Source organism: Cupriavidus yeoncheonensis (assembly GCF_905397275.1).
GTDB lineage: Bacteria > Pseudomonadota > Gammaproteobacteria > Burkholderiales > Burkholderiaceae > Cupriavidus > Cupriavidus yeoncheonensis.
In genome coordinates, this window is record NZ_CAJPUY010000001.1 from 451,532 (window position 1) to 475,130 (window position 23,599).

Below are 23,599 nucleotides of genomic sequence, written 5' to 3' on the forward strand. Positions count from 1 at the left end.
AAGCGACTCATGGCCCTGGATCCCACCACCGTCAGCACTGTCCTCTCCCTCCTGCCCACGATCCTCGAACAGGCCAACAAGACCATCGACAAGATCAAGAAGGGCCGACGCAAGGATGACGGCCCGGATGGGGCCGCGCCGGAAACGCGCGACCCCGCCGCACGCATCGCGGAACTGGAAGCCGCCGCCGTGCAGCAGGCCGAGGCGGTCAAGCTGCTCGCCGAGCAGCACGCCCTCACCATCGACGCCCTGCGCAAGGAAGCGGCGCGGCTGGACCGCCGCCTGCGCCTGATGACGAGCGTGGCCATGGCCGGCGTGGCGCTCGGCCTCGGCGGCCTGGTGATCGCCCTGAACCTGCTTTTCCGCTGAACCGCTCAACCGCTGCCCCCCCAGCCAAGACCCGACACGCCATGACCGTCCTGCTCTACGGCATCCCGAACTGCGACACCGTCAAGAAGGCCCGCACCTGGCTGGACGCCAACGACGTCGCCTACACCTTCCACGATTTCAAGAAGCAAGGCGTCGATGAAGCCATGCTGCGCGGCTGGCTGAAGCACGTGCCGCTGTCGACCCTGCTCAACCGCAAGGGCACGACCTGGCGCGCGCTGCCGGACGCCGACAAGGTGCGCGCCGAAGAAGAAGCCGGCGCCATCGCGCTGATGCAGCAAAGCCCTTCGCTGATCAAGCGCCCGGTGCTTGCGCACGACGGCAGGGTCAGCGTGGGTTTTTCCGCCGACCAGTACGCCAGCCAGTTCTGAATTTCTCCGTCCTCCCATGACCGCCACCCTTGCCCTCACCGAAGACCTGATCCGCCGCCGCTCCGTCACGCCCGCGGACGAAGGCTGCCAGGCCGTGCTGGAAACCCGCCTGAAGGCGCTCGGCTTCACGTGCGAAGCCATCGTCAGCGGCCCCGATGATTTCCGCGTGACCAACCTGTGGGCCGTGAAGCGCGGCACGCAAGGCAAGGACGGCAAGCTGCTGGCCTTTGCCGGCCATACCGACGTGGTGCCCACCGGCCCGCTCGAGCAGTGGAACTCCGACCCGTTCGAGCCGACGCACCGTGACGGCCGCCTGTTCGGCCGCGGCGCCGCGGACATGAAGACGTCGATCGCCGGCTTTGTCGTGGCGGTCGAGGAATTCGTCGGGGCGCATCCGGACCACGCGGGCACCATCGCTTTCCTGATCACCAGCGACGAGGAAGGCCCGGCGCATGACGGCACCATCAAGGTCGTGGAGGCCCTGAAGGCGCGCGGCGAACGGCTGGACTACTGCGTGATCGGCGAACCGACGTCGGTCGACACGCTCGGCGACATGGTCAAGAACGGCCGCCGCGGCTCCCTGTCGGGCAGGCTCGTGGTCAAGGGCGTGCAGTGCCATATCGCCTATCCGCACCTGGGCCGCAACCCGATCCATGAAGCCGCCCCCGCGCTGGCCGAACTGGCCGCCGAAGTGTGGGACCAGGGCAACGAATACTTCCCGCCCACCAGCTGGCAGATGTCGAACATCCACGGCGGCACCGGCGCGACCAACGTGATTCCGGGCCACGTCACGATCGACTTCAACTTCCGTTTCTCGACGGCAAGCACGCCCGAGGGCCTGAAGTCGCGCGTGCATGCGATCCTGGACCAGCACAAGCTCGAATACACGCTGGACTGGACGCTCGGCGGCGAGCCCTTCCTGACGCCGCGCGGCGACCTGTCCGACGCCCTGTCGGCCGCGATCGAAGCCGAGACCGGCGTGAAGACCGAACTGTCGACCACGGGCGGCACCTCCGACGGCCGCTTCATCGCCAAGATCTGCCCGCAGGTGATCGAGTTCGGCCCGCCCAACGCGACCATCCACAAGATCGACGAGAACGTCGAAGTCCGCTTTATCGAACCGCTCAAGAACGTCTACCGTGGCGTGCTGGAACGGCTGATTGCCTGATCGCCTGCCGATCGCACTCCCATCGACCACAGGATCCACGACCATGGCCACTCCCTCCCCGCTGCGCACCGTGCGCGACCTGCTGCGCCTGGCGGTGTCGCGCTTCACCGCGGCGCGCCTCTCGTTCGGCCACGGCAGCGCCAACGCCTACGACGAAGCCGCCTACCTGGTGCTGCACACGCTGAACCTGCCGCTCGACACGCTCGACCCGTTCCTCGACGCGCGCCTGCTGCCCGAGGAAATCGACGCGGTGATGCAGGTCATCGACCGCCGCGTCAACGAACGCGTGCCGGCCGCCTACATCACGCACGAGGCCTATATGCACGGCCTGCGCTTCTACGTCGATTCGCGCGTGATCGTGCCGCGCAGCTTTATCGGCGAACTGATGCAGGACGGCCTCGAACCGTGGATCGGCGAGACCGCCCAGGTTGGCCCGGTGCTGGAGCTGTGCACGGGGTCCGGCTGCCTGCCGATCCTGGCGGCCCACGTGTGGCCCAACGCGCGGATCGATACGGTCGACATCTCGCCCGATGCGCTCGCCGTGGCGCGCCGCAACGTGGCCGACTACAAGATGCAGGAGCGCATCCACCTGTTCGAGGGCGACCTGTACGCGCCGCTGCCGCCGGGCGCCAGGTACGACGTGATCCTGACCAACCCGCCGTACGTCAACGAAGCCTCGATGCAGGCGCTGCCGCCCGAATACCTGGCCGAGCCGCGCATTGCGCTGGCCGGCGGCGACGACGGCATGGACGTGGTGCGCCGGATCATTGCCGGTGCCAAGGCGCGCCTGAACCCGGGCGGCGTACTGGTGGTGGAAATCGGCAACGAGCACGCCAATGTCGAAGCGGCGTTCCCGGACCTGGAGATCGTCTGGCTGCCCGTCAGCGCGGGCGACGAGCAGGTCTTCCTGCTGACCTACGACGCGCTGCCCGGATAAAGGGCAGTCGGCGGCAAGGGGCGCGGACACGTGCCGCGCCCGTCTTTCCCGAAGTGTTTCAATCGAAGTGTTTTAACCCGCGGCCCCCATAACAAGAACAATGACCGGAGACGACCTCCAGGCCCTGCCCACCGGTAGCGCCCCTTCCCCGTCCACTTCCCCGCGCGACGTGGCGACACGCGGCATCGCCGTCCTGACCTTCGCCTTCGCACTCAGCCAGTTCTTCCGTTCCTGCCTGGCGGTCATGGCCCCGGAACTGCAGCACGATTTCGGCCTGTCTCCGGCCGGCTACGGTGCGCTGTCCTCCTCCTTCTTCCTGGCCTTTGCCGTGGCCCAGATCCCGGTTGGCATCGCCTTCGACCGCTATGGCGTGGGCAGGCCCACGGCCGGGCTGCTGGCGGTCGGCGCGGTGTCGTCGATCCTGTTTGTCCTGGCGCCCAACGGCGCTGTGGCCACGCTGGCGCAGGTCGGGCTGGGGCTGGCATGCGCGCCGGTATTCATGGGCCTGCTGCATTTCGCTTCGGAACAGCTCTCCGAGCGCGACTACACGCACGTGGTCAGCAAATCGAACGCCATGGGCATGATCGGCGCCTTGTGCGCGACCGCGCCGCTGGGCTGGGCCACCGAACTGGTGGGCTGGCGGCCGTCGATGGCGGTCTCGGCACTGGGCATGGTCATCGCCGCGTGGGGCGTCTGGCGCTTCGTGCGCGATACCGGCCACGCGGAGGCGCGCAGCGCCTCGTGGCCGTCCATGCTCACGCAAAGCGCCCGGCTGCTGGGCCTGGTGCCGCTGTGGACGCTGATCCCGCTGTGCGTGGCCATGTCCGCCGGCACGGCCTTCCGCAACGCGTGGAGCGGGCCTTACCTCGCCGATGTCTACGGGCTCAGCTCGGCATCCCGCGGCGTGGCGCTCACGCTGCTGAGCGTGGCCGGATTCCTCACCGCCTTCATGCTGCCCGTGCTGGTACGGCGCAGCACGCTCAAGACCGCCATCCTCGCCTGGTCCTGCCTGTCGATGTCCGGCGCCGTGATGCTGACGCTGTGGCCCGCTTCCGGCGTAGCCAGCGGCGTGGCGATGATGGCCCTGCTCTCGACCATCGGCATGCTCCATCCGCTTGTGATGGCGCAGGGCCGCAGCCTGATCCCGCCGTCCAAACGCGGGCGCGGGCTGGGGTTGCTCAATACCTTCGTGTTCCTTGGCTCCGCGCTCACGTCGTGGGGCTATGGGCTGATTGCCAATATGGGACATCTGCAGCGTTGGGGAGAGCCCGCGACGTATGCCGCGATCTTCCTGTCGGCGGCAGTGCTGGTGGCTGCGGCGCTGGTGCCCTATGTCTTCAGTCCGGCGCAGGGACATCACTAGCGTCAGGCTTCAATAGGCCGGAACGCAGCCGGCCCGGTCCGCAAGTTCCTGCATTGGTGCGGGCGCCGGCGGCGAGCCCTGCCCGCGCTCACAAACTTTCCGCCTGCAGGCGTGCAGGCTCGTGTGCACGAATCCACGCCCTTTCACGTTAAGCCTCCGGAAGCGGATCAGCCCGGGTCCCGCGCGGATCCCGAGCCCCCGCTTGTACAGACCAAAAACAACCGGAAAACGTGAGAAAGAGCCTCCTCGCATTCGCCGCGACGTCAGCCGTCGTCGCGGTCTGCGCCTGCATTGACAACGCCGGTGCCACCCCTCCGACAATCGTCGCAAACCTCTCGGGCAAACCGACCTTGAGCAAGGAGCCCTCTCCTTCAGCTCCGGCCGGAACCACGCACAGATCCACTTACTTCCGGGCCGACCCGCGCCTCGAATTCTTCAATGCCCTCAACGCCCTGCGCGTTGCAATGGGTGTAGGCGCGTTGCGGCAGGACCCCGCCCTGGACGCCGCGGCCGAGAACCACCTGGAGTATATGAAGCTCAACGCGGTGATGAGCCATACGGAGACGCCCGGGAATCCTGGCTTCACCAGCCCCGATCCGTACCACCAGGTGCTTGCCGTGGGCGGCTCGCACAGGCAATGGGTCGGACAGAATGCCTACAACGGCGATATCGGTCGCTGTCTTGCCTCGCTGGCGAACTCGGTTTACCACCTGCAAGGGATCACCAGCAATCAGGAGACCATCGGCCTGGCCATGCGTGACAATTACTGCGTGGCGAACTTCGGCGTGGTGACCGCGGCGGGAACCGGAGGCTATGGCCTCGCCCAATGGGGCGGCCAGCAACTGCCTCCCGGCACTGGCGCCCACTACCCCGCCAGCAATGCCAGCGTGCGCGGCCTGTTCGTTCCCGCTGACGAGATCCCGAATCCGGCGCCCGACCTGGCCGCCGCCGGTACCCCGATCATGTTCCGGGTCAATGTGGAAAAGCCAGCCGACGTGCTGACGGTTTCAAGCTTCACGCTGACGGGCCCACGCGGCGATGCCGTGCCCGCACGCATCCTGGTGCCTGCCGAGTCCAAGGCCGGCTCGGTGGCTTCGGCCGTCGCGGACGCGAGCCTGTACCGGGGCGTGGTTTTCCTGCTCCCCACGCAGCCCATCGCCGCCGGCACCTATATCGCGAGCTTTGTCGGTGCGCGAAATGGCGTGGCGATCAGCAAGTCCTGGCGCTTTACGGCGTATTGATCGGCGTCCTTTGCAGGGACAAGCGTTGCCACGCTGCGTTTCCGGCCGTTCCTTGCGTGCCCATGACCGGAGCGGCCCGCCTTGCGGGCCGCCCTGCCCTTATGGCTCCTGCAAGGTCACCCCATGGCTGGCGAAGATGCGGGCCAGTTCACCCTTGCGCCGCAGCGCCTCCAGTGCGTTTTCCAGTGATTCGGCCAGCGCCCGGTCGCCAGCCTTGATGGCCATGCCAATGGCCCATCCGCGCGGCGGCAACAGCGGTGAAGCGATGTCTGCCGTGGCAAAGCGCGAAGCGGACTGATTCGCGGTTTTCAGTGCGCTCTCGTATTGCGCGCGGGTCACCATGGCAGCGGCGATATCACCGGCAAAAAGCGCGCGCAGGGCGTCGTCGGCTTCGGGGTAGATCTTCACCCTGTCACGCAAGGCGCCCCCCGCGCCGGACAACAAGGCGTTGGCGCCGGCCGAGCCGGCGGCTGCGCCGGTGGCCTGGCCCGCCAGGTCTTCGAGGCCGCGCACGTCCGGCACGCGCTCGCGGTCGCGCACCAGCACGAAGGTCTCGCGGTAGTAGGGAGCGAAGATCAGGGCCTGGTCGTTGGCACGCATGAAGGCGCGGTCGACCGGCACGTGCAGCATCACGTCCGCCGGCCCGTAGCCGAGGTAATGGCCGCGCCATACCATCGAGCGCAGGTCGTCGGCCATGTCATCGTCGGCATCGAAGGGCAAGAGCGACACTTGCAGGCCCAGCTCGCTGGCCAGGGCCCGGGCCAGCGCCACGTCGATGCCGGCGTACTGGCTGCCCGCGACCGCCGAGAACGGCGGCAAGCCCTTGTAGACCGCGACCTTCAGCGTGCCGTTCTGGCGGATGCGAGCCAGGTCTGCCAGCGCCGGCCGGGTGCAGAGCAGCGCGCCGGCCGCCAGCAAGGCGCCGCAAAACCTGCGCCGGGCCGGCTCGGCCGGGATCGGACGAAGCCTCGGTGACATGGGATCTCCTGAACGTGGAAACAACGAATCTGAAAGAGGGGTTCGCCTGCGGGACAGCGCTGCCTCACTCGCGCCGCGATTCCAGATAGGTCTTGATCGCCCACACGGCTTCCTGGCTCAGCACGCCGTCGAACGGCGGCATGTAGACACGGCCATCGCGGGTTCGGCCCTTGCGCACGGTGGTGGTGAAGTACTGCGAGATTTCGCTGAGACAGGCCTGCTTCTTCCTGGCATCGGCCAGCGACATGCAATCGCCGTCGAGCTTGCGCAGGTCGGGGGCGATGCCGCCGGATACCGCTTCCAGGCCGTGGCAGCGCGCGCAGTTCTGGTTGTAGGCCGAGCTGCCGATCCGCTGCGCCTCCTGCTGTTCGCCGCCGGCGCGATAGGGGTTGTCCGGACGCCATTCTTCGCCAAGCTGCGGCAGGGACTTGGTGTCGACCGCTTGCGGCGTGACATCGCCGTGGGCCCATGCGGTTCCGGCCGGGGTGGCGCCCAGCATGGCGCAGAGCGAAAGCAGGGCAAGCAGGCGGCGCTGCGTTTTCATGGATGTCTCCTACAGTGGTGGATGGGGTTTTTGTTTGCCACCATTTCCGCAAGAGCCATACCAGCGGGCCGGAACGGGCCAGAGCAGGCCGGAGCAGGCGCCGCACCGCCTGGCAGCAGGCTTTCCGGCGACTGCTCCGGCGCGTGCAGCGCACCATCGCCACGGCGGTGTCCCGGAATGCCACACTCTGGCAAGCGTCTTGCTACATGACGCAACACTGTTGACGCCACGCCAGGCCATGGCGACGAAGGCGCCGACTGCGACCCGCGCAAAGATCGCGGGCGACCATCCACAGGAGACACAGACATGACCATCCCAGCGGAGCCCGTTCGCCCTGCCACGTCCGGCAATCTGGGCGATCTGGCCGGCCAGCCCGAGCGCGCCGAACTGATTGCCCTGGCCCACCAGCGCTCCGCCTCGTATGGCCTGCGCCCCTATGAGTCGCCGGACTTCTGCCCGGTGCTGCAAAGCGAACTGAAGACAAGAATCGAACGCAGCCAGTCCCTGTTCACCTACGCGCTGCCGGTGATGGAAACGCTCTACGACCAGATCGTGAATACGCAGAGCATGGTGATCCTGACCGACGCCGACGGCCTGATCCTGCACTCGCTGGGCGACGACGATTTCCTCGCCCGGGCCGACAAGGTGGCGCTGCGCGCGGGCGCGGACTGGTCGGAGGAGAGCCGCGGCACCAATGCCATCGGCACCGCGCTGGCCGAGAACCGCGCCACGCTGGTCCACGGCGCCGACCATTTCCTGGAAGCCAACCAGTTCCTGACCTGCTCGTGCATGACCATCCTGGACCCCTACGGCAAGACGGTAGGCGCGCTGGATGTGACGGGCGACCAGCGTGGCTTCCACAAGCACACCATGGCGCTGGTGCGGATGTCGGCGCAGATGATCGAGAACCAGCTGTTCGGCAACGCCTTCCGCGACATGGTGTGCATCCGCTTCCATTCGCGCGCGGAGTTCCTGGGCACGCTGGTGGAAGGGATCGTCTCGTTCACGCCCGGCGGACGCTTCCTGTCGTCAAACCGCAGCGGGCAGTTCCAGCTTGGCATGTCCAATGCGGCGCTGCAGGCGCATACCTTTTCTTCGCTGTTCGGGATGCCGATGTCCCTGCTCTTCGATGCGGTGCGCGGCGCGCCGGCCGGCATCGTGCAGTTGCAGCTGCCGAGCGGCGTCAAGGTCAGCGCGCGCGCGGAATGGAAATCCAGTCCCGCCTCGATGCCCGGCACGGCCGCCGCGCCCGCAGGCGCCCCGGATGCCATCACGGCGCCGCGCCGCCTCTACGCAGCCCCGGCCCGGCCCGAAGGGCTGGCTGACCTGGACACCGGCGACGCGCAGATCCGGACCGTGATCGGCAAGCTGCGCAAGGTCATCGGCAAGGACATACCGGTGATGGTGCTGGGCGAAACCGGCACCGGCAAGGAGCTGATGGCACGCGCCATCCACGCCGACAGCCCACGGCACGCGGGGCCCTTCATCGCGGTGAACTGCGCGTCGATCCCGGAAAACCTGATCGAGTCGGAGCTGTTCGGTTACGAGGAAGGCGCCTTCACCGGCGCCCGCAAGAAGGGCGGCATCGGCAAGATGCTCCTGGCCAATGGCGGCACCCTGTTCCTGGATGAGATCGGCGACATGCCGCTGCACCTGCAGGGGCGGCTGCTGCGCGCGCTGCAGGAACGCGCCGTCCAGCCGCTGGGCAGCAGCAAGGTGATCCAGGTGGATGTCCTGGTGGTGTGCGCCACCAACCGCAACCTGCGCGAGATGGTCGCCGGCGGCCAGTTCCGCGAAGACCTCTACTACCGCCTGAACGGGCTGGTGGTGCGCCTGCCGGCCCTGCGCGAGCGCAGCGACCTCGACGTGGTGGCAGGCAAGCTGCTGCGCCAGGACCAGGGCCAGGCTGGAGCGGAGCCGCCCCGCATCCGGGACTCCGTGATGGAACTGTTCCGCCGCTATCACTGGCCGGGCAATATGCGTCAGCTCGGCAACCTGCTGCGCACGGCACGCCTGATGGCGGAAGGCGAAGCCGAGATCACCGAGGACCACCTGCCCGACGACTTCCTGGACGACCTGCGCGAGCGGCAGGAGCGACACGAGGGGCACGAGGGGCACGAGCGACACGAACTGGCGGCGGCGCCGGGCGGGCCGGTGGTACGGGGCTTGACGGTATCCGTGGCTCGCCCCGTCGGGCAAGGGGGCACACAGCAGGGCACACAGTGGGGCACACAGCCGACGCGGCTGGCCGAGGTCGAGGCACAGCTCATCGTCGCCACCGTCAAGGCGCACCACGGCAATATCTCGGCCGCGGCCAAGGCGTTGGGCATCTCGCGCAATACGGTCTACCGCAAGATGGAGGAGGCGCGCGGGCTGCCGCAACCTCCGGGCTGATCCCTCGCCTTCCGTGCCGCCGTCATCCCGGCTGCCAGCGCACTGCGACGATCGCTGCGGCCAATGCCTTGCCCAGTGCGCCGGTGGCGAGGTGCCCGCCATCGACCCACTCCAGGCGCGCGCCAGGCATGGCGGCCTGCAGGCGCCGGGCATTGGCGGGACGGCAGACCGCGTCGAACCTGCCATGCAGCAGTGTCACCGGCAGGCCATGTGCGGCAATGGTCCGCGCCGCCCGCAGCAGGCCCGGCTTGCCCAACCCGGCCCGGTTGCGCAGGTAGCGCGCCTGGATGCGGTACTTGGCGGCCATCGCCTCCCGCATGCGCGGCGGCTGGCGGCGCAAGTGCTGCCGCGCGGGCAGGCCCAGCAAGACCTGCTCGCTCTCGCGCCACGCCGCGGCGGTGTCCCATTTCCGGACAGGTGTTCCACTTTGCAACAGTCGTGACACAGTGAGCCGGTGGGCCCGCGCATCCGGCAGGCGCTCGCCGCGCGGTTTGACGCCTTGCAGCATGCGCCGGCCGCCGCGGCGCGGCGCAAACAGCCTGGCGATGTCGTCGCGCCCGGTCAGGAACGTACCCCGCAATACCAGCGCTGCCACCGCATCGGGGCACTTCGCCGCATAGGCCAGCCCCAGGGCCGCGCCCCAGGAGCCGCCGACCACGCCCCAGCGCTCGATGCCCAGCGCCTGGCGCAGCTGTTCGAGGTCGGCCAGCAGTGCGCCCACGTTATTGCGGCGCAGGGAACCTGCCGGCCTGGACTTGCCCGCACCGCGCTGGTCCGGCATCACGACCCGGTGCCATCGCGGATCGAACCATGCCGCCATCGCCGCCGAGCAACCGCTGCCGGGGCCGCCGTGCAGGACCAGCCATGGTTCGCCATCCGGGGGCCCGGCCAGCCGCACATGCACGCGCTGCGCGTCCGGCGTACGCAGGTAGAAGCAGTCGGATGTCGCAGACACGTCGGGCATGGATGTTGCCTTGAGGGAATGCGGCAGCCAGCCTGCCGCGTCAAGACGATATTCACTAAACATGCCAACCAAGGAGAGAGACATGACCTGGACCACGCCTGCCTATACCGAGCTGCGGCTGGGCTTCGAGATCACGATGTATATCGCCAACCGCTGAGGCTTGCTGCGCGCGGCGACATGCCAACGTCCCGGCATGACCGCCGCGATCGCAAACGCAAGGCACACAGGCGGACCGCAAGAACCGTGAAGCATCGCGTCCGGCGCGCCGGGCCGCACGCCTGCCCCTTGCAACCATGACAACCCCAACTCGCTCGCGCCATGACAACCATCCGGGTACTCGGATCGGCCGCCGGCGGCGGCTTTCCGCAGTGGAACTGCAACTGCCACAACTGTGATGGCGTGCGCCGCGGCACCGTGCGGGCCACGCCCCGCACCCAGTCATCGATCGCCCTGTCCGGCAACGGACCGGATGCGATCGTGGTCAATGCTTCTCCCGACATCCTGCAGCAGCTGCGCCAGACGCCGGCGCTGCAACCGGCACGCGCGCCGCGCGATACGGCGATCGCGGCGGTGTTGCTGATGGATGCCCAGATCGACCACGTCACCGGCCTGCTGATGCTGCGCGAGCACCGCCAGGCCTTGCCGCTCTATGCCACGGCCGCGGTGCTCGACGACCTGGGCACCGCGTTCCCGCTGACCCGCATGCTGTCGCACTACTGCGGCTTGCAGACGCATACCCTGCCCGGTGACGGCTCGCCGTTCTCCGTGCCGCCGCTGGACGACGTCATGCTCACCGCGGTGCCGCTGCAAAGCAAGGCGCCCCCCTATTCGCCCGGCCGCCACGCGCCGCGCGTGGGTGACAACATCGGCCTGCGCATCGAAGACCGGCGCAGCGGCCGCCGCGCTTTCTATGCGCCAGGCCTTGGCAGCATCGACGACCACGTCTTCGCCGAGCTGCGCAGCGCGGACATCGTGCTGGTCGACGGCACCTTCTGGCGCGAGGACGAGATGCAGACGCTCGGCTTCTCCGCCAAGGCCGCCGCCGACATGGGCCACCTGCCCCTGTCGGGCCCCGGCGGCATGATCGAGATCCTCGACCGGGTGCCGGCGAGCCGCAAGATCCTTATCCACATCAACAATACCAACCCCGTGCTGGTGGAAGACTCGCCGGAGCGCGCCGTGCTGGCGCGGCACGGCATCGAACTGGCGTACGACGGCATGGAGATCGCCCTATGACACATTCCACCGCATCAAGCCCCGCAGCGTTCGAGGCCCGGCTGCGCGCCAGGGAAAGCGGGTACCACATTCACCACCCGTTCAACCAGCGCATGGCGGCCGGCCTGTGTTCGCCCGAACAGATCCGCGCCTGGGTCGCGAACCGCTTCTACTACCAGGCCAACATCCCGCTGAAGGACGCCGCCATCCTTGCCAACTGCCCCGACCGCGACACGCGCCGCGAGTGGGTGGTACGCATCCTCGACCACGACGGCACCGACACGCGGCCCGGTGGCATCGAGGCCTGGCTGCGGCTGGGCCAGGCCACGGGGCTCGAGCGCGAGGCCTTGCTCGACCATCGGCACGTGCTGCCGGGCGTGCGCTTCGCCGTCGACGCCTATGTCAACTTCGCGCGGCGCGCGCCGTGGCAGGAAGCGGTGTGCTCCTCGCTCACCGAGATGTTCGCGCCCGAGATCCACAAGGAGCGGCTGGCCGGCTGGCCCACGCATTACCCGTGGATCGAGGCCGCCGGGCTGGACTACTTCCGCTCGCGCATCCCGCTCGCGCAGCGCGATGTCGACCACGGCCTGCGCGTGACGCTGGGCTACTTCCGCACCCCGGAACAACAGCAACGCGCCCTCGATATCCTGCAGTTCAAGCTCGACGTGCTCTGGTCGATGCTCGATGCGATCCAGCTGGCCAACCCATGACAGCCCATCCGCCAGAACTCGCCCGTCCGGTCCTGCACCGGACCTTCCGCCTGCAATGGGAAGAGGCCCAGCAGAGCTGGGTGCTGCTGTATCCGGAAGGCATGGTCACCCTCAACGACAGCGCTGCCGCCATCCTGCAGCGCTGCGACGGCGGCCATACGCTGGACATGCTGATCGACGACCTGCAGGCCGCTTTCGGCGTGCAGGGCATCGCCCCGGAGGTACATGCCTTTGTCAAACATGCCACCGAACGCGGCTGGCTGGTCTGATCCCCCGGCCGCCGCACGGCCCGGCCCGCCGCTGTGGCTGCTGGCCGAGCTGACCTACCGCTGCCCGCTGCACTGCGCGTTCTGCTCCAACCCGGTCGACTATGCCCGGCACACCGCTGAACTCGACACCGCGCAATGGCTCGACGTATTCACCCAGGCCCGCGCGCTCGGTGCGGTGCAGCTCGGCCTGTCCGGCGGCGAGCCGCTGCTGCGCAAGGACCTGGAACAACTGGTGCGGCATGCGCATGGACTGGGCTTCTATACGAACCTCGTCACCTCCGGCGTGGGCCTGACCGACGCCCGGCTCGCCGCGCTGCGCGAGGCGGGCCTGGACCATATCCAGCTGTCCTTCCAGGACTCCACGCGCGCGCTCAACGACTTCCTGTCCAGCACCCGCACCTTCGACCTGAAGCAGCGCGTGGCGAGGCTGATCAAGGCGCATGGCTATCCGATGGTGATGAACTGCGTGCTGCACCGGCACAACCTCCCGCATGTCGGCACCATCATCGACATGGCGCTGCAGCTGGGGGCCGAGTACCTGGAGCTGGCCAACACGCAGTACTACGGATGGGCATGGCACAACCGTCTTGCGCTGATGCCGACGCAGGAGCAACTGCTCGAGGCCGAGGCTGTAGTCGGGCGATACCGGGCGCGCATCGGCAAGCAGTGCCAGATCCTGTTCGTGGTGCCCGACTACTTCGAGGGCAAGCCCAAGAAGTGCATGAATGGCTGGGGCACCACCTTTCTCGGCGTAGCGCCGGACGGGACTGCGCTACCGTGCCATGCGGCGCGGATGCTGCCGGACCTGGCCTTGCCGAATGTCACCACGCACGGCCTGCGGGAGATCTGGTGCGACAGCGAGGCGTTCCGCCGCTTTCGCGGCACGGCGTGGATGCAGGAGCCCTGTCGTTCATGTGACCATCGCGAGGAAGACCACGGCGGTTGCCGCTGCCAGGCTCTGCTGCTGACCGGCGATCCCGCCGCGACGGACCCGGTGTGCGAGCGTTCCGGCGAGCATGGCAGGGTCAGGGAAATCGTGCTGCAGGGCAGGCTCGCAACCCTGCAAGCGCACGGCGAGATGCAGCCGATGGTGTTTCGCAGCGATGGCAATTCGCTGCGGCTGAGCAGCGGCAACGAATGATGTAGTGGGTCCTGGCACTACAGACGTCCAACCGTAGTGCCAGGAGCGATCGCACAACCTTACCCCGCGCTCAGCACCCACTCCGCCAGTTTCCTGGCATCCGCCTCGCCGAGATTCCCGTGCGACGGCATGGGAACCGGCCCCCACACACCCTTGCCACCGTCGCGGATCTTCCGGCCGAGTCTCTCGGCCGCCTGCCCGTCCCCCTTGTACTTCGCCGCCACCTCGGCAAACCCGGGGCCTACCACCTTCGATTGCATGCCATGGCAGGCAAAGCATCCGTTCTTGTCAGCCAGGGCCTGCATATCGGCCGCGGCGTCCGCCTGAGCCACGCAAGGCAGCAGCAGTGAAGCCGTCGCCAGCGCTATCCATTCCTTTTTCATACCTTGGTCCCGCTGTTTCGTGTTGCAAAGACGCCGGCATCGGCTCAGCGATGCCGGCGTGTCCAGAGCATTGATGGGTCCGCGTTCAGCCCTTGTGCAGCCTGAAGACCCACACCGAACCGCCCTGCTCCAGGAAATTCACGCGCTTGGCGACTTCCCCGCCCCACAGCGGCACCGCGCCGCCCCAGCCTGACACCACGGCCACGTATTGCTCGCCGTTGTCTTCCCAGGTGACCGGCGGCGCCACCACGCCACTGCCGGTCTGGAATTTCCAGAGTTCCTTGCCGGTCCTGGCGTCGGCGGCCTTCAGGTAGCCTTCCGGCGTGCCCCAGAAGACCAGCCCGCCGGCGGTGGTCATCGCCCCGCCCCACAGCGGCGCGTTGTTCCTGACCTCCCAGACGATCTTGCCGGTCCTGGGGTTGATCGCGCGCAGCGCGCCGATGTAGTCCTCGTTCAGCGGATGGATGGTGAAGCCGGCGCCCAGGTAGGCGGCGCCCTTCTTGTAGCTGACCGGCTCGTTCCAGATGTCCATCGCCCACTCGTTGGCCGGCACGTAGAACAGGCCGGTCTGCGGGCTGTAGGCCATCGGCTGCTGGTTCTTGCCCCCCAGGAAGCCAGGCGCGGCGAGTACGGACTTGCCCTTGTTCGGGTCGGTGCCACTGGCCGGGTCGCCGGGGCGGCCTTCGTCGATGTAGTTGGGCCGGCCGGTCTTCAGGTCGATGCCGCTGGCCCAGGTGATCTTCTTCACGAACGGGAAGGCGTTGACCAGCTTGCCGCTGGTCGCGTCGTTGACATAGAAGAAGCCGTTGCGGTCGGCCTTGCCGCCCATGCGCCTGCCGTCCAGGTCGAAGGTCACGAACTCATTGACGCCGTCAAAGTCCCAGCCGTCGTTCGGGGTGTTCTGGTAGTGCCAGACGATCTTGCCGGTGGCCGGATCGATGGCCACCGTCGACGCCGAGTAGAGGTTGTCGCCCTTGCGGATATGGCTGTTCCACGGGCCGGGGTTGCCGGTGCCGAAGTAGACCAGCCCCGTGGACGGATCATAGGTGCCGCCCAGCCAGGTAGCGGCGCCGCCGGTCTTCCAGGTCTCTCCGGGCCAGCTGGCGTTCTCGGTGCCGGTCACGCCGTTCTCGGTCTTGTTGCCGTCCTTGTCGTACTTGTAGCCCATGTGGCCTTCGACCACCGGGCGCGACCACACCAGTTGCCCGGTCCTGGCATCGCGCGCATCGACCCGACCGACCACGCCGAACTCGCCGCCCGAAATGCCGGTGAGCACCATGCCTTTGACGATCAGCGGCGCCGCCGTGTACGAATAGCCCGCGGCATAGTCCGCCAGCTTCTCCTTCCACACCACCTTGCCGGTCTTCTGGTCGAGCGCGACCAGTTGCGCATCCAGCGTGCCGAAGATGACCAGGTTGTCGTAGAGCGCCGCGCCGCGGTTGACCACGTCGCAGCACGGCATGATGCCTTCCGGCAGCCGGTGCTCGTACTTCCACAGCTTGCTGCCGGTCTTCAGGTCGAGCGCGTAGATGCGCGAGTACGACGCCGTGACAAACATCTTGCCGTCGTGGATCAGCGGCTGCGCTTCCTGCCCGCGCTGCTTCTCGCCGCCGAACGAGAACGACCACGCCGGCACCAGGTTGGCAACGTTTTTGGTATTGATGCGCGTCAGCCCGGAATAGCGCTGGCCTTGCGGCCCCATGCCCCACGACAACACGTCGCCGGGGCTCTTCGCATCGTTCTCGATCATGGCATCGGTCACTGCCGCCTGCGCGGCCAGGGTGGCCACGGCAGCCGCGACTGCCATCACTAGTCGTAACGTCCTCATTGTCTTCTCCTCCTTATTTTCGGTTTCCACCGGTGCGCCACTGCGCCACACACCAGTGACGCAGTTGGCAATTCCCATGCCAGTGGAATTTCCGCGCAAACACGCCGGTTGCAGCCGCATGAGGCCGTGGTGGCCGTGTCAGCGCGCAACATTGCGTTGCATCTGCTCCGGAATTGAACAACCGCCAGTGGCCTGGGCAGTCAGCCAAAGCCGTGCGCCACCGCATGGCGATGCGTCTCGACGCGGTTGGCCAGTCCCGTCTTCTTGCGGATCAGCGTCTGGTAGCTGGCCACGGGCAGGAACGCGCAGCGACGTCTTCGATTGCAGTGCCGCGTGCGAACTGGCGGAACCAGTCGAGCTCTCGTCCTCTTCGTACCCAAGGTACAAAACCTGCTCTCCATCCCCTCAGCGAGTTCAAGTCCAGCCGCTGCCCAACGCAGGCAGCGCACCCCTGTTCCGGAGGAGACGCAAGATGCCAGCCAACCCGTTCCCTGCGCCGCAGCCGCAGGCCATCCACCACGCCCGCGCGCGGCGCGGCAAGCGCTGCCGCCGCGCGGCCACGGCCATTGCCATGGCCGCAGCGGTGCTGGCGCAGCGGCCCGCTGTTGCGCAATGGGACACCGCTGCGCCAACGCAGGACAGTGCCGTCCTGCCGGAAGTGCTGGTGGTGGCGGCCGCGCCGCTGCCCGGCATCGGCGTGGACAGCAGCCTGGTGCCCTACACCGTGCAGACCGTGCGCGGCGCTGACCTGAACGGCACGCGCGCGAGCAACCTGGCCGACTACCTGGGCCGCAACCTGGCTGGCGTCAACGTCAACGATATCCAGGGCAGCCCCTTCCAGAGCGACATCACCTACCGCGGCTACCGCGCTTCATCGATCGCGGGTGTGCCGCAAGGCCTGTCGGTCTATCTCGATGGCATCCGCATCAACGAGCCGTTCGGCGACGTGATCAGCTGGGACATGATCCCGGAGGCTGCCCTGGAAAGCGTGTCGATGGTCTCCAGCGCCAACCCGGCCTATGGCCTGAACAGCCTGGGCGGCGCGCTGGCCATGACCACGCGCTCGGGCCTGGACTCGCCCGGCTTCACCGCCGACCTGTCCTATGGCAGCGGCAACCGCAAGCGCGCCGACCTGTCGGGCGGCGTGCGCGGCGAAGGCGGCTGGCACGCCTTCGCCGCCGGCACGCTGTTCCAGGAGCACGGCTGGCGGGACGACTCGTCAGGGCAACTCGGCAACGTCTTTGCCAAGGCGGGCTACGCGGGCGAGACCGACAGCTTCGATGTATCGCTGCTCCATGGCCGCAGCACGCTGACCGGCAATGGACTGGTACCGGCCTACCATGCCAGCGGCAACGGGACTGAGCCCGACCTCTACCAGCTGAACCGCCGCGCGGTTTATACCTACCCGGACCAGACGCGCAACCAGCTCACCCAGGTCGCCGTCAACGGCCGCCACTGGTTCGACGACAAGACCAGCGCAGCCGCCCTTGCCTATGTGCGCACCAGCCGGCGCGACACCACCAGCGGCGACGTCAACCCCGACTACGAAGCCTATGCCCAAGCCTGCGAGGACGGGTTCAATGCCGACGGCAGCCCGCGTGGCGACGGCTGCGGCTTCACCCGTGCCGAAGGCGCCGCGCTGCACCCCGCCGTGGTCAATACCAGCCATATGCGGCAGCAGACCGTGGGCGTGGCGCTCAGCCTGGCCAGGGAGACCGGACACCACGTGCTGAATGCCGGCATCAGCCTGGACCGGAGCCGGCTGACCTACTCCCAGTATGCCCAGCCGGGCAGCTTCACCGACGACCGCGGCGCCGTGGCCGACGCCGGTGCGCCAAACAGCCTGGTCTCCGGCGTCAGCGGCAATGCCCGCACGTTCGGCATATACCTGTCCGACACCTGGACCCTGACGCCGAGCACGTTCCTGACGGCGTCGGCACGATGGAATCTCGCCACGGTGAGCAATACCCTGCAGAACAGCGACGGCAGCGAGCAAGCGCGAGAGAGCTTTACCTACCGCCGTCTCAATCCCGCGCTGGGCCTGGTGCAGAAGCTGGGCGGCGGCGTCTCGGTGTTTGGCGGCTACGCGCAGAACAACCGCGTGCCCACTGTGCTCGAACTCGGCTGTGCCGACCCGACGCAGCCGTGCCGCCTGCCCGCAGGGCTGCAGGCGGACCCTTACCTGAAGCAGGTCGTCTCGCACGCCTATGAAACCGGTGTGCGCTGGCGCCCCGGCAAGGACACCGACCTCACCGCGACGCTCTACCGCATCGACAACCACGACGACATCCTGTTCCTGCGCGCGCCCAACACACAGATGGGCTACTTCGCCAACTTCGACCGCACCCGCAACCAGGGCCTTGACCTCACCGCCCGCCAGCGCATCGGCGCTGTCACCTTGCGCTTTGCCTACAGCTACCTGCAGGCAACCTACCAGGCGACCGGGCAGCTTGCGGTCGGCGAGCGCACCATCAACGTCCACCCCGGTATGCGCATGGCAGGCCTGCCGCGCCACACACTCAAGTTCGGTGCAGACTGGCAGGCGCTGGCGGGGCTGACGCTGGGCGCCGACCTGGTCGCCGTGTCCGACAGCGCCGCCAGCGGCAATGAAGACGGACTGCGCGGCGACCCCCAGCCGGACCAGCCGCCCAAGGCGGCCAACTGGCACGTGCCCGGCTACGCCACGGTCAACCTGCGCGCGGTGTACCAGTTCAACAAGCACTTCGAGGTCTATGCCCGCGTGGCCAACTTGCTTGACCGTCGCTACGAGACCTACGGCCAGGTCGCGAACAATGTGTTTCCCGGCGGCACCCTGGTGCAGCCCCACGTCGCGCCAGGCGACAGTGCGACGGCGTTGTTCGTGGCTCCGGGGGCGCCGCGGAGTGTCTGGCTGGGCGTGGTGTACCGGATGTAGCGGCCGCCCGAGAGGGCCTTGTCCTGAAAACACACAGGCGTTTCAATCCTGATTCAATCCTGGCGCGCGGCGACTCTAGCCCGTTTTCACGATAGGCCCGTGCGCCCTGGTGTACTACGCTCGAAAAAAATGGATCACACCACTGAAACCGGGGGGAATCATGGGTGAGCGTATTTCGCGCGTGCGGCACGCGCCGGCTGGCCCTGCGCTATCTGAAGCGCCTGCAGAAGGCATGGCGGCCCCTTCGGCGCCATCGCGGCGAACACCATCACCCGGGACGGATCCCACCGCGCATTCCGGCGCTCCCGACCCGCATTGCCCTGCTGCCCAAGGCGAGCACGCCGCCGCAACCGGCCGGCTGTCGGGCGCGGATGATCCGCTCCTGGGCTGCCTGCTGCTGATGAACCGGACCCTGCAACGACCGGTGTCGTCCGCAGCCCTGCAGGAAAGGCTGCCCCGGGAAGGGGTGAACCTGACCTTGCCACTGCTGGGCATCGCCGCGGCGCATTTCGGCTTGTCGACCCAGCTGGTGGCTTGCAGTCTCGACGAGATCTCGGACACCATGCTGCCGGCCATCCTGTTGCTGGGCGGGAACCGGCCGTGCGTGCTGCTCCGGCGCAGCGAATACGGACAATGCGGACGGCTGATCGTCGCCCTGCCAGGTTGGGGCGGCGGGGTGCAGGAAGTCGGTCACGATGAACTGCTGGCCCAGTACAGCGGGCACGCAGTCCTGGCGCAGCCCGCGTCAGAGCCCGAATTCCCGGCCGATACCGAACTCCACCAGCCCTGCCCACCGTCCGGCATGGTGCCGCAGCCAGCATGGCCTGGCCATGGCGAGCGGCTGCTTGCCGCGACGCTCAAGGTGCTAAGCCTGGCAGGCAGCCGGCTGAAGATGTGGCCCGCACTGGCCGGCACAGCATCCCGGGAGCAGGTCTAGAAATTATCACGCAGCTTGCCGCCTGCTCCGATGCGATGGCCGGAGAACCGGGAATCTGGCGGTCCCGGTCGGCATTGCGCTGAAGCATGTGCTCCTTGACTTTCAAAAGGCGGAATCTAGGATTCTGAGAGCCACGGCGACCTGTATGCGAGTATTTCTCCTTCGCAGCAGCCTGGCTGACCAGCTGAAGCCATTACGCGCTGGCCATCGCGAATCAGGCAGACCGTCGCACTTGCCGGACCAGGCGTGGCATGCAGCCTGGCGAGGTTGCTCATGAGGGCCGTACACTCGAAAAAGGGCGCTACCGGTTGTCGATTCGTGGACCACGCGACTAAAAACAAACCGAATCATCGGGATAAGGGTCAACATGAATCCGATCAAGCGAAAGCATTGTATTGCGGCCTTAGCCTGCCTGACACTCAGTGCGGGGGCCTTCGCGCAATCCGTGCACGGACTGCGGGGCCAGTTGCTGGATCAGACCACCACGCTGCGCGTCAGTGCGGGCGCGTTGGCGAACCTGCTAGGTTCAAGCCATGCAGGACGGCAGCTTATGCGGGTCGCCGGTACTCCGGCCTGCGCCCTGGAGATCGTGTACTTCCGCTACGGCACGATCGGCGGCGCCAATGAGACCACCAACGCCAGCGCGGCCCTGATGATTCCCAGCGGCGGCCCGGCCTGCAGCGGGCCACGCCCGACCATGCTGTATGCGCACGGGACCACCACCTATCGCCATTTCAATATTGCCGACCTGGCGCAAGCCGACAAGAAAAACGGCGACGGCGCATCCGAAGGCCTGGCCGTTGCCGCCATGTACGCCGCTCAGGGCTATATCGTCATAGCGAGCAACTACGCGGGATATTCAGGCTCCGGCCTTGCTTATCACCCATACCTCAATGCGGCGCAGCAGTCCGCCGACATGATCGACTCGCTCACGGCAGGCCGTGTTGCCATCGGCAGAGCAGCCTCGCGCAAACTGACCTGGGATAGCGGCAAGCTCTTCGTGACGGGCTATTCGCAGGGCGGCTACGTTGCCATGGCCACGCACCGTGCCCTGCAGGCGGCGGGCGTCAACGTGACGGCGGCGGCGATGGGTTCCGGCCCCTACGCCCTCGGGGCCATGGGCGATGCCTTGGTCGCGGGCGAGGTGGATATCGGCTCCACCGTGTTTACGGCCCTGGTGGCAACGAGCTACCAGCATGCCTACGGGAATCTCTATGGGAGTCCAGGCGATCTCTACGAGCCTGCCTACGCGCATGAGATCGAACGATTGCTGCCGAGTATGACTTCCATCGACGCCTTGATCGGAAAACGAAAACTTCCTGCCGCTGCGCTCTTCAGCCTTAGCGCGCCCGCCCCGCAGTTTGCCGCGCTGACGCCACCCACCTCGTCACCGATTACGCCGGCAGACCTGACGCCAATATTTGCCCTTGGGTTCGGCCATGGCAACCTCGTGCGCAATGAATATCGTCTGAGCATGCTGCAGGACGGACTCGTGCATCCGGATGGCGCATTCCCGAACGCAACCGTTGCGATGGCCCCGGCGGCCAGTCCGGCCCATCCCCTGCGTCAGGCATTCATGCGCAATGACTTGCGCAACTGGACGCCGAACGCTCCGGTTCAACTCTGCGGCGGGCACAACGACCCGACTGTCTTTTTCTTCAATGCGACCGTCGAGCAGGCTTACTGGAAAAACGCCAAAGTGCCGCAAACACTGACGACGGTGCTGGACGTCGATGCCTCTGTCGCCGGGACTGATGATCCCTATGCCGCGATCAAGCAGGGCTTTGCCAGCGCGAAGGCAACACTGGCCGCGCAGGCTGTCGCCGGCGGCGCTACGGATGGCGGCGCCTCCGCGGTGATCGAGGCTTACCATGGCGATCTGGTGGCGCCGTTTTGCATGGCTGCGGCACGCACGTTTTTCGGGAGCTTCTGAGGCCTTGTCAGTTTCCTGCGTGAGCGGTGATGAGCAGGCCGGCACGCGTGTGTTTCGCGGTGATGCCGTTGCAGGCGTGCAGCATCCGCGTGCCTGCCAGGCCGACCATGAGACCAGGCAGGCCGGGACCATTGCGGAAGACCCGGAAGACCTGATACTGGTGCTCCAACGCGCTGCAGGCTCTTCGTACGCTTGATGCTGAACTGGCGGTTGGCATAGGCCCGCGCAGTTGCCGCGCAGTTGCCGCCCTCTGCGCGATAATGACAATGAAACAGGAGGCGGCAGTTACCAGATCGGGCATTTGCTCATCTCTGCTAAGGCGGGCTTTCCAGTTGCGGCGCGAACAACGGCCGCCCCGCCCCCAACCATCCACGCTGTGGGGCCGCGACAGATATCAGGCGAGTTTTTCCTTCAGGAATGCCACGAGATAGGGAGTCGCGGCGGCGGCCAGGGTCGATGCGGTGGCTGGGTCAATGCCCATCTTTCCCGCGAGCGACTCCGCCACCCGGCCAGTCAGGATGCCCTCCCCGCCCTCCTTCAGCGACTGAAAAAAACCATCCCCATGAACCAGGCCTGCGGCGAAAGCCGCAAAAAAACTCTTGCCTGCATGCTCGCCCATCAGGCCGCCACCCTGTTCTTCCACGTGATCATGAGCGGCTTCTGCCGCATGGCTCAGCATCTGCTGGGCATCGTCCGCGCCGATGCCCTGATCCGCCAGCGCCTGGGCGGCCTGCCCTCCGTGCTCGGAAGCAAGAAATTCAGTGACGAGTTGCTGCACATCCATGGCACGCCCTCCTGAAGGGACACGGTTGCTTGACCCGAACCGGGACTAGTGCGGCAAACGGGCGAATGCCGCCGGGTGATGCTGTCACTACTGCGTGAAAGCTGGCCGACCCGGTGACAGACGTGTCGGCCCACGCGCGCGCCCGTCATCGCAGTGGAGTGGGACAGTAGCGTCGGTCGGCCTGCTCTGAGTCATTCGAAAGCAGGGCTGGAGGGCCCCACGCAGCGGATGCCTTCAGGAGCAAGCCTTCCCGTGATCCGGCTTGTAGCCCTTGGCCTTCGCGTCCGACTCCGACATGTATTCGCCGCTCTTGGTCTTGCCATAGTAGCGGTCGGACGGGCAATGGTAGACCTTTGTGGATGCGTTGACCCAGACCTGACCCGGGCCACCGCCCGGCGCCACGGCGGTCTTCTTCTCGCCTGCCGGGGCCAGCGGCGCTGCGGGCTTCGACGGGGCCGCCGTTGCGGCGGATGAAGACGCTGCCGTCTTCGGCGCGGGACCGACGGCCGCGGGCGCCGAAGCGGCAGCCTCGGCGCCATACCAATCCTTGATGCCCTTGTGTCCGGTGCAAGCGCCTTTCTTTGTCGCGCCCGAATAGTAGGTCCCGTCCTTGCAGAGGGCGGTACTGTCGGCCGGCGCGCCAGCGGGTGCCTGCGCATGGGCACCGAGCGACATGCCCAGCGCGGCCGCTGCGACCATCGATAACAGCAGTGTCTTCATTGGCTGCTCCCATATCCGGGTGAAACCACGGCATGAAATGCGTCTGCACGACGCTGTCGACAGGCTGATCAGGCATTGCCCGAGGTGAATTGCCGGCACTGGCAGTGCCGCGGGCGACCATGCCTGGTGCGGGGCGCGCGGTATTGCGGCGTTTTGCCCCACCCGTCTTCATTAACTGCTGCAAGGTGCCCGCCGTTGACAACGGGTCGTGAATTAGTGGAAACAGCAGCAGCTGGCGTTTTCCGTATCCGCCGCGTCCGTGGGGCTGCACCAATCGCCGCGGTGAGCGGGAGCCGGGACGATGACGGCGTCTGGTCGCCGGGTGCACGGCAGGATCCATTTCCAATCGGTCTGGCAAACGCAGCGGGAGCGGTAGGCATGCAGACAGGTAGGCGCCTCGTTCAATGTTTGCTTTGGT

At 67.1% G+C, this 23,599-nt stretch carries 23 protein-coding genes; 15 read left to right on the forward strand and 8 right to left on the reverse strand.

From position 1 onward, the window contains the following. Nucleotides 1-9 precede the first annotated feature (9 nt). The 6 genes from KHO22_RS02150 (at nucleotide 10) to KHO22_RS02175 (ending at nucleotide 5,467) form a co-directional block, all read left to right on the forward strand. Complete coding sequence (locus tag KHO22_RS02150; RefSeq protein ID WP_211945428.1) at nucleotides 10-369, forward strand: hypothetical protein; 360 nt, start codon at nucleotides 10-12, stop codon at nucleotides 367-369. A gap of 41 nt (nucleotides 370-410) precedes the next feature. After that, nucleotides 411-758, forward strand: a complete 348-nt coding sequence (locus KHO22_RS02155; RefSeq protein ID WP_211945429.1) for an ArsC family reductase — start codon at nucleotides 411-413, stop codon at nucleotides 756-758. A gap of 16 nt (nucleotides 759-774) precedes the next feature. Then, a complete protein-coding gene (dapE, locus tag KHO22_RS02160; RefSeq protein WP_211945430.1) occupies nucleotides 775-1,926 on the forward strand; it encodes a succinyl-diaminopimelate desuccinylase in 1,152 nt (383 codons plus the stop codon). Nucleotides 1,927-1,969: 43 nt separating this feature from the next. Continuing rightward, nucleotides 1,970-2,863, forward strand: coding sequence for a 50S ribosomal protein L3 N(5)-glutamine methyltransferase (gene prmB / locus KHO22_RS02165; RefSeq protein WP_211945431.1), 894 nt, complete (start codon nucleotides 1,970-1,972; stop codon nucleotides 2,861-2,863). Between the two features lie 100 nt (nucleotides 2,864-2,963). Continuing rightward, nucleotides 2,964-4,226: an MFS transporter gene (locus tag KHO22_RS02170; protein WP_211945432.1), complete on the forward strand. Its 1,263-nt coding sequence runs from the start codon at nucleotides 2,964-2,966 to the stop codon at nucleotides 4,224-4,226. Between the two features lie 350 nt (nucleotides 4,227-4,576). After that, entirely contained in the window at nucleotides 4,577-5,467 is an 891-nt protein-coding gene (locus tag KHO22_RS02175) for a CAP domain-containing protein (RefSeq protein ID WP_230426708.1), read from the forward strand. Nucleotides 5,468-5,566: 99 nt separating this feature from the next. Here KHO22_RS02175 and KHO22_RS02180 read toward each other — a convergent pair whose 3' ends face one another. Both KHO22_RS02180 and pedF read right to left on the reverse strand, forming a co-directional pair. Continuing rightward, entirely contained in the window at nucleotides 5,567-6,445 is an 879-nt protein-coding gene (locus tag KHO22_RS02180; protein ID WP_211945434.1) for a substrate-binding periplasmic protein, read from the reverse strand. A gap of 64 nt (nucleotides 6,446-6,509) precedes the next feature. Then, nucleotides 6,510-6,989 (reverse strand): cytochrome c-550 PedF, encoded by a 480-nt coding sequence (gene pedF, locus KHO22_RS02185; RefSeq protein WP_211945435.1) that lies wholly within the window; start codon nucleotides 6,987-6,989, stop codon nucleotides 6,510-6,512. 306 nt (nucleotides 6,990-7,295) lie between these two features. Here pedF and KHO22_RS02190 point away from each other — a divergent pair, with 306 nt between their 5' ends. After that, a complete protein-coding gene (locus KHO22_RS02190; protein WP_211945436.1) occupies nucleotides 7,296-9,383 on the forward strand; it encodes a sigma-54-dependent Fis family transcriptional regulator in 2,088 nt (695 codons plus the stop codon). A gap of 22 nt (nucleotides 9,384-9,405) precedes the next feature. On the opposite strand, the gene KHO22_RS02195 is transcribed toward KHO22_RS02190, so the two are convergent. Beyond that, nucleotides 9,406-10,347 carry an alpha/beta fold hydrolase gene (locus KHO22_RS02195; RefSeq protein ID WP_211945437.1) on the reverse strand — a complete coding sequence of 314 codons (942 nt, stop codon included), beginning with the start codon at nucleotides 10,345-10,347 and terminating at the stop codon, nucleotides 9,406-9,408. Nucleotides 10,348-10,429: 82 nt separating this feature from the next. On the opposite strand from KHO22_RS02195, the gene pqqA reads away from it, so the two are divergent. From pqqA to pqqE, 5 genes are all read left to right on the forward strand, one after another. Beyond that, nucleotides 10,430-10,504, forward strand: a complete 75-nt coding sequence (pqqA, locus tag KHO22_RS02200) for a pyrroloquinoline quinone precursor peptide PqqA (protein WP_012355514.1) — start codon at nucleotides 10,430-10,432, stop codon at nucleotides 10,502-10,504. A 161-nt stretch (nucleotides 10,505-10,665) separates the two neighbouring features. Then, entirely contained in the window at nucleotides 10,666-11,583 is a 918-nt protein-coding gene (gene pqqB, locus KHO22_RS02205) for a pyrroloquinoline quinone biosynthesis protein PqqB (RefSeq protein ID WP_211945438.1), read from the forward strand. Then, nucleotides 11,580-12,272, forward strand: a complete 693-nt coding sequence (gene pqqC, locus KHO22_RS02210) for a pyrroloquinoline-quinone synthase PqqC (RefSeq protein ID WP_211945439.1) — start codon at nucleotides 11,580-11,582, stop codon at nucleotides 12,270-12,272. Before pqqB ends, pqqC begins: the two co-directional genes overlap by 4 nt. Beyond that, nucleotides 12,269-12,541: a pyrroloquinoline quinone biosynthesis peptide chaperone PqqD gene (gene pqqD, locus KHO22_RS02215; protein ID WP_211945440.1), complete on the forward strand. Its 273-nt coding sequence runs from the start codon at nucleotides 12,269-12,271 to the stop codon at nucleotides 12,539-12,541. The genes pqqC and pqqD overlap by 4 nt, the downstream gene beginning before the upstream one ends. Beyond that, complete coding sequence (gene pqqE / locus KHO22_RS02220; protein WP_211945490.1) at nucleotides 12,513-13,682, forward strand: pyrroloquinoline quinone biosynthesis protein PqqE; 1,170 nt, start codon at nucleotides 12,513-12,515, stop codon at nucleotides 13,680-13,682. Before pqqD ends, pqqE begins: the two co-directional genes overlap by 29 nt. A gap of 59 nt (nucleotides 13,683-13,741) precedes the next feature. Here the strand turns inward: pqqE and KHO22_RS02225 are convergent, their stop codons facing one another. After that, nucleotides 13,742-14,065, reverse strand: coding sequence for a c-type cytochrome (locus KHO22_RS02225; protein ID WP_211945441.1), 324 nt, complete (start codon nucleotides 14,063-14,065; stop codon nucleotides 13,742-13,744). Nucleotides 14,066-14,150: 85 nt separating this feature from the next. Beyond that, nucleotides 14,151-15,893, reverse strand: a complete 1,743-nt coding sequence (locus tag KHO22_RS02230; protein ID WP_211945442.1) for a PQQ-dependent methanol/ethanol family dehydrogenase — start codon at nucleotides 15,891-15,893, stop codon at nucleotides 14,151-14,153. A 472-nt stretch (nucleotides 15,894-16,365) separates the two neighbouring features. Between KHO22_RS02230 and KHO22_RS02240 the strand changes: the two genes are divergently transcribed. The 3 genes from KHO22_RS02240 (at nucleotide 16,366) to KHO22_RS02250 (ending at nucleotide 21,677) form a co-directional block, all read left to right on the forward strand. After that, nucleotides 16,366-18,807: a TonB-dependent receptor gene (locus KHO22_RS02240; protein ID WP_211945443.1), complete on the forward strand. Its 2,442-nt coding sequence runs from the start codon at nucleotides 16,366-16,368 to the stop codon at nucleotides 18,805-18,807. A gap of 232 nt (nucleotides 18,808-19,039) precedes the next feature. Then, on the forward strand, nucleotides 19,040-19,744 hold the full coding sequence (locus KHO22_RS02245) for a cysteine peptidase family C39 domain-containing protein (protein WP_211945444.1): 705 nt from the start codon (nucleotides 19,040-19,042) through the stop codon (nucleotides 19,742-19,744). A 367-nt stretch (nucleotides 19,745-20,111) separates the two neighbouring features. After that, on the forward strand, nucleotides 20,112-21,677 hold the full coding sequence (locus tag KHO22_RS02250) for an alpha/beta hydrolase family protein (protein ID WP_211945445.1): 1,566 nt from the start codon (nucleotides 20,112-20,114) through the stop codon (nucleotides 21,675-21,677). Nucleotides 21,678-21,684: 7 nt separating this feature from the next. Here the strand turns inward: KHO22_RS02250 and KHO22_RS02255 are convergent, their stop codons facing one another. The 3 genes from KHO22_RS02255 to KHO22_RS02265 all read right to left on the reverse strand — a co-directional run bounded on the left by KHO22_RS02255 (nucleotide 21,685) and on the right by KHO22_RS02265 (nucleotide 23,181). After that, nucleotides 21,685-21,978, reverse strand: coding sequence for a hypothetical protein (locus KHO22_RS02255; RefSeq protein WP_211945446.1), 294 nt, complete (start codon nucleotides 21,976-21,978; stop codon nucleotides 21,685-21,687). 93 nt (nucleotides 21,979-22,071) lie between these two features. Then, on the reverse strand, nucleotides 22,072-22,461 hold the full coding sequence (locus KHO22_RS02260) for a hypothetical protein (protein WP_211945447.1): 390 nt from the start codon (nucleotides 22,459-22,461) through the stop codon (nucleotides 22,072-22,074). Nucleotides 22,462-22,695: 234 nt separating this feature from the next. After that, the gene (locus KHO22_RS02265; protein WP_211945448.1) at nucleotides 22,696-23,181 is read right to left on the reverse strand and encodes a DUF3761 domain-containing protein; all 486 of its coding nucleotides are present in this window, start codon (nucleotides 23,179-23,181) and stop codon (nucleotides 22,696-22,698) included. Between the last annotated feature and the right edge of the window lie 418 nt (nucleotides 23,182-23,599).

Excerpts from the sequence above, each read along its gene's own strand:
- KHO22_RS02150 (WP_211945428.1), top strand. The coding sequence starts at position 10 with ATGGCCCTGGATCCCACCACCGTCAGCACTGTCCTCTCCCTCCTGCCC.
- KHO22_RS02155 (WP_211945429.1), top strand. The coding sequence starts at position 411 with ATGACCGTCCTGCTCTACGGCATCCCGAACTGCGACACCGTCAAGAAG.
- dapE (WP_211945430.1), top strand. The coding sequence starts at position 775 with ATGACCGCCACCCTTGCCCTCACCGAAGACCTGATCCGCCGCCGCTCC.
- prmB (WP_211945431.1), top strand. The coding sequence starts at position 1,970 with ATGGCCACTCCCTCCCCGCTGCGCACCGTGCGCGACCTGCTGCGCCTG.
- KHO22_RS02170 (WP_211945432.1), top strand. The coding sequence starts at position 2,964 with ATGACCGGAGACGACCTCCAGGCCCTGCCCACCGGTAGCGCCCCTTCC.
- KHO22_RS02180 (WP_211945434.1), bottom strand. The coding sequence starts at position 6,445 with ATGTCACCGAGGCTTCGTCCGATCCCGGCCGAGCCGGCCCGGCGCAGG.
- pedF (WP_211945435.1), bottom strand. The coding sequence starts at position 6,989 with ATGAAAACGCAGCGCCGCCTGCTTGCCCTGCTTTCGCTCTGCGCCATG.
- KHO22_RS02190 (WP_211945436.1), top strand. The coding sequence starts at position 7,296 with ATGACCATCCCAGCGGAGCCCGTTCGCCCTGCCACGTCCGGCAATCTG.
- KHO22_RS02195 (WP_211945437.1), bottom strand. The coding sequence starts at position 10,347 with ATGCCCGACGTGTCTGCGACATCCGACTGCTTCTACCTGCGTACGCCG.
- pqqB (WP_211945438.1), top strand. The coding sequence starts at position 10,666 with ATGACAACCATCCGGGTACTCGGATCGGCCGCCGGCGGCGGCTTTCCG.
- pqqC (WP_211945439.1), top strand. The coding sequence starts at position 11,580 with ATGACACATTCCACCGCATCAAGCCCCGCAGCGTTCGAGGCCCGGCTG.
- pqqD (WP_211945440.1), top strand. The coding sequence starts at position 12,269 with ATGACAGCCCATCCGCCAGAACTCGCCCGTCCGGTCCTGCACCGGACC.
- pqqE (WP_211945490.1), top strand. The coding sequence starts at position 12,513 with ATGCCACCGAACGCGGCTGGCTGGTCTGATCCCCCGGCCGCCGCACGG.
- KHO22_RS02225 (WP_211945441.1), bottom strand. The coding sequence starts at position 14,065 with ATGAAAAAGGAATGGATAGCGCTGGCGACGGCTTCACTGCTGCTGCCT.
- KHO22_RS02230 (WP_211945442.1), bottom strand. The coding sequence starts at position 15,893 with ATGAGGACGTTACGACTAGTGATGGCAGTCGCGGCTGCCGTGGCCACC.
- KHO22_RS02240 (WP_211945443.1), top strand. The coding sequence starts at position 16,366 with ATGCCAGCCAACCCGTTCCCTGCGCCGCAGCCGCAGGCCATCCACCAC.
- KHO22_RS02245 (WP_211945444.1), top strand. The coding sequence starts at position 19,040 with ATGGCGGCCCCTTCGGCGCCATCGCGGCGAACACCATCACCCGGGACG.
- KHO22_RS02250 (WP_211945445.1), top strand. The coding sequence starts at position 20,112 with ATGAATCCGATCAAGCGAAAGCATTGTATTGCGGCCTTAGCCTGCCTG.
- KHO22_RS02255 (WP_211945446.1), bottom strand. The coding sequence starts at position 21,978 with ATGCCCGATCTGGTAACTGCCGCCTCCTGTTTCATTGTCATTATCGCG.
- KHO22_RS02260 (WP_211945447.1), bottom strand. The coding sequence starts at position 22,461 with ATGGATGTGCAGCAACTCGTCACTGAATTTCTTGCTTCCGAGCACGGA.
- KHO22_RS02265 (WP_211945448.1), bottom strand. The coding sequence starts at position 23,181 with ATGAAGACACTGCTGTTATCGATGGTCGCAGCGGCCGCGCTGGGCATG.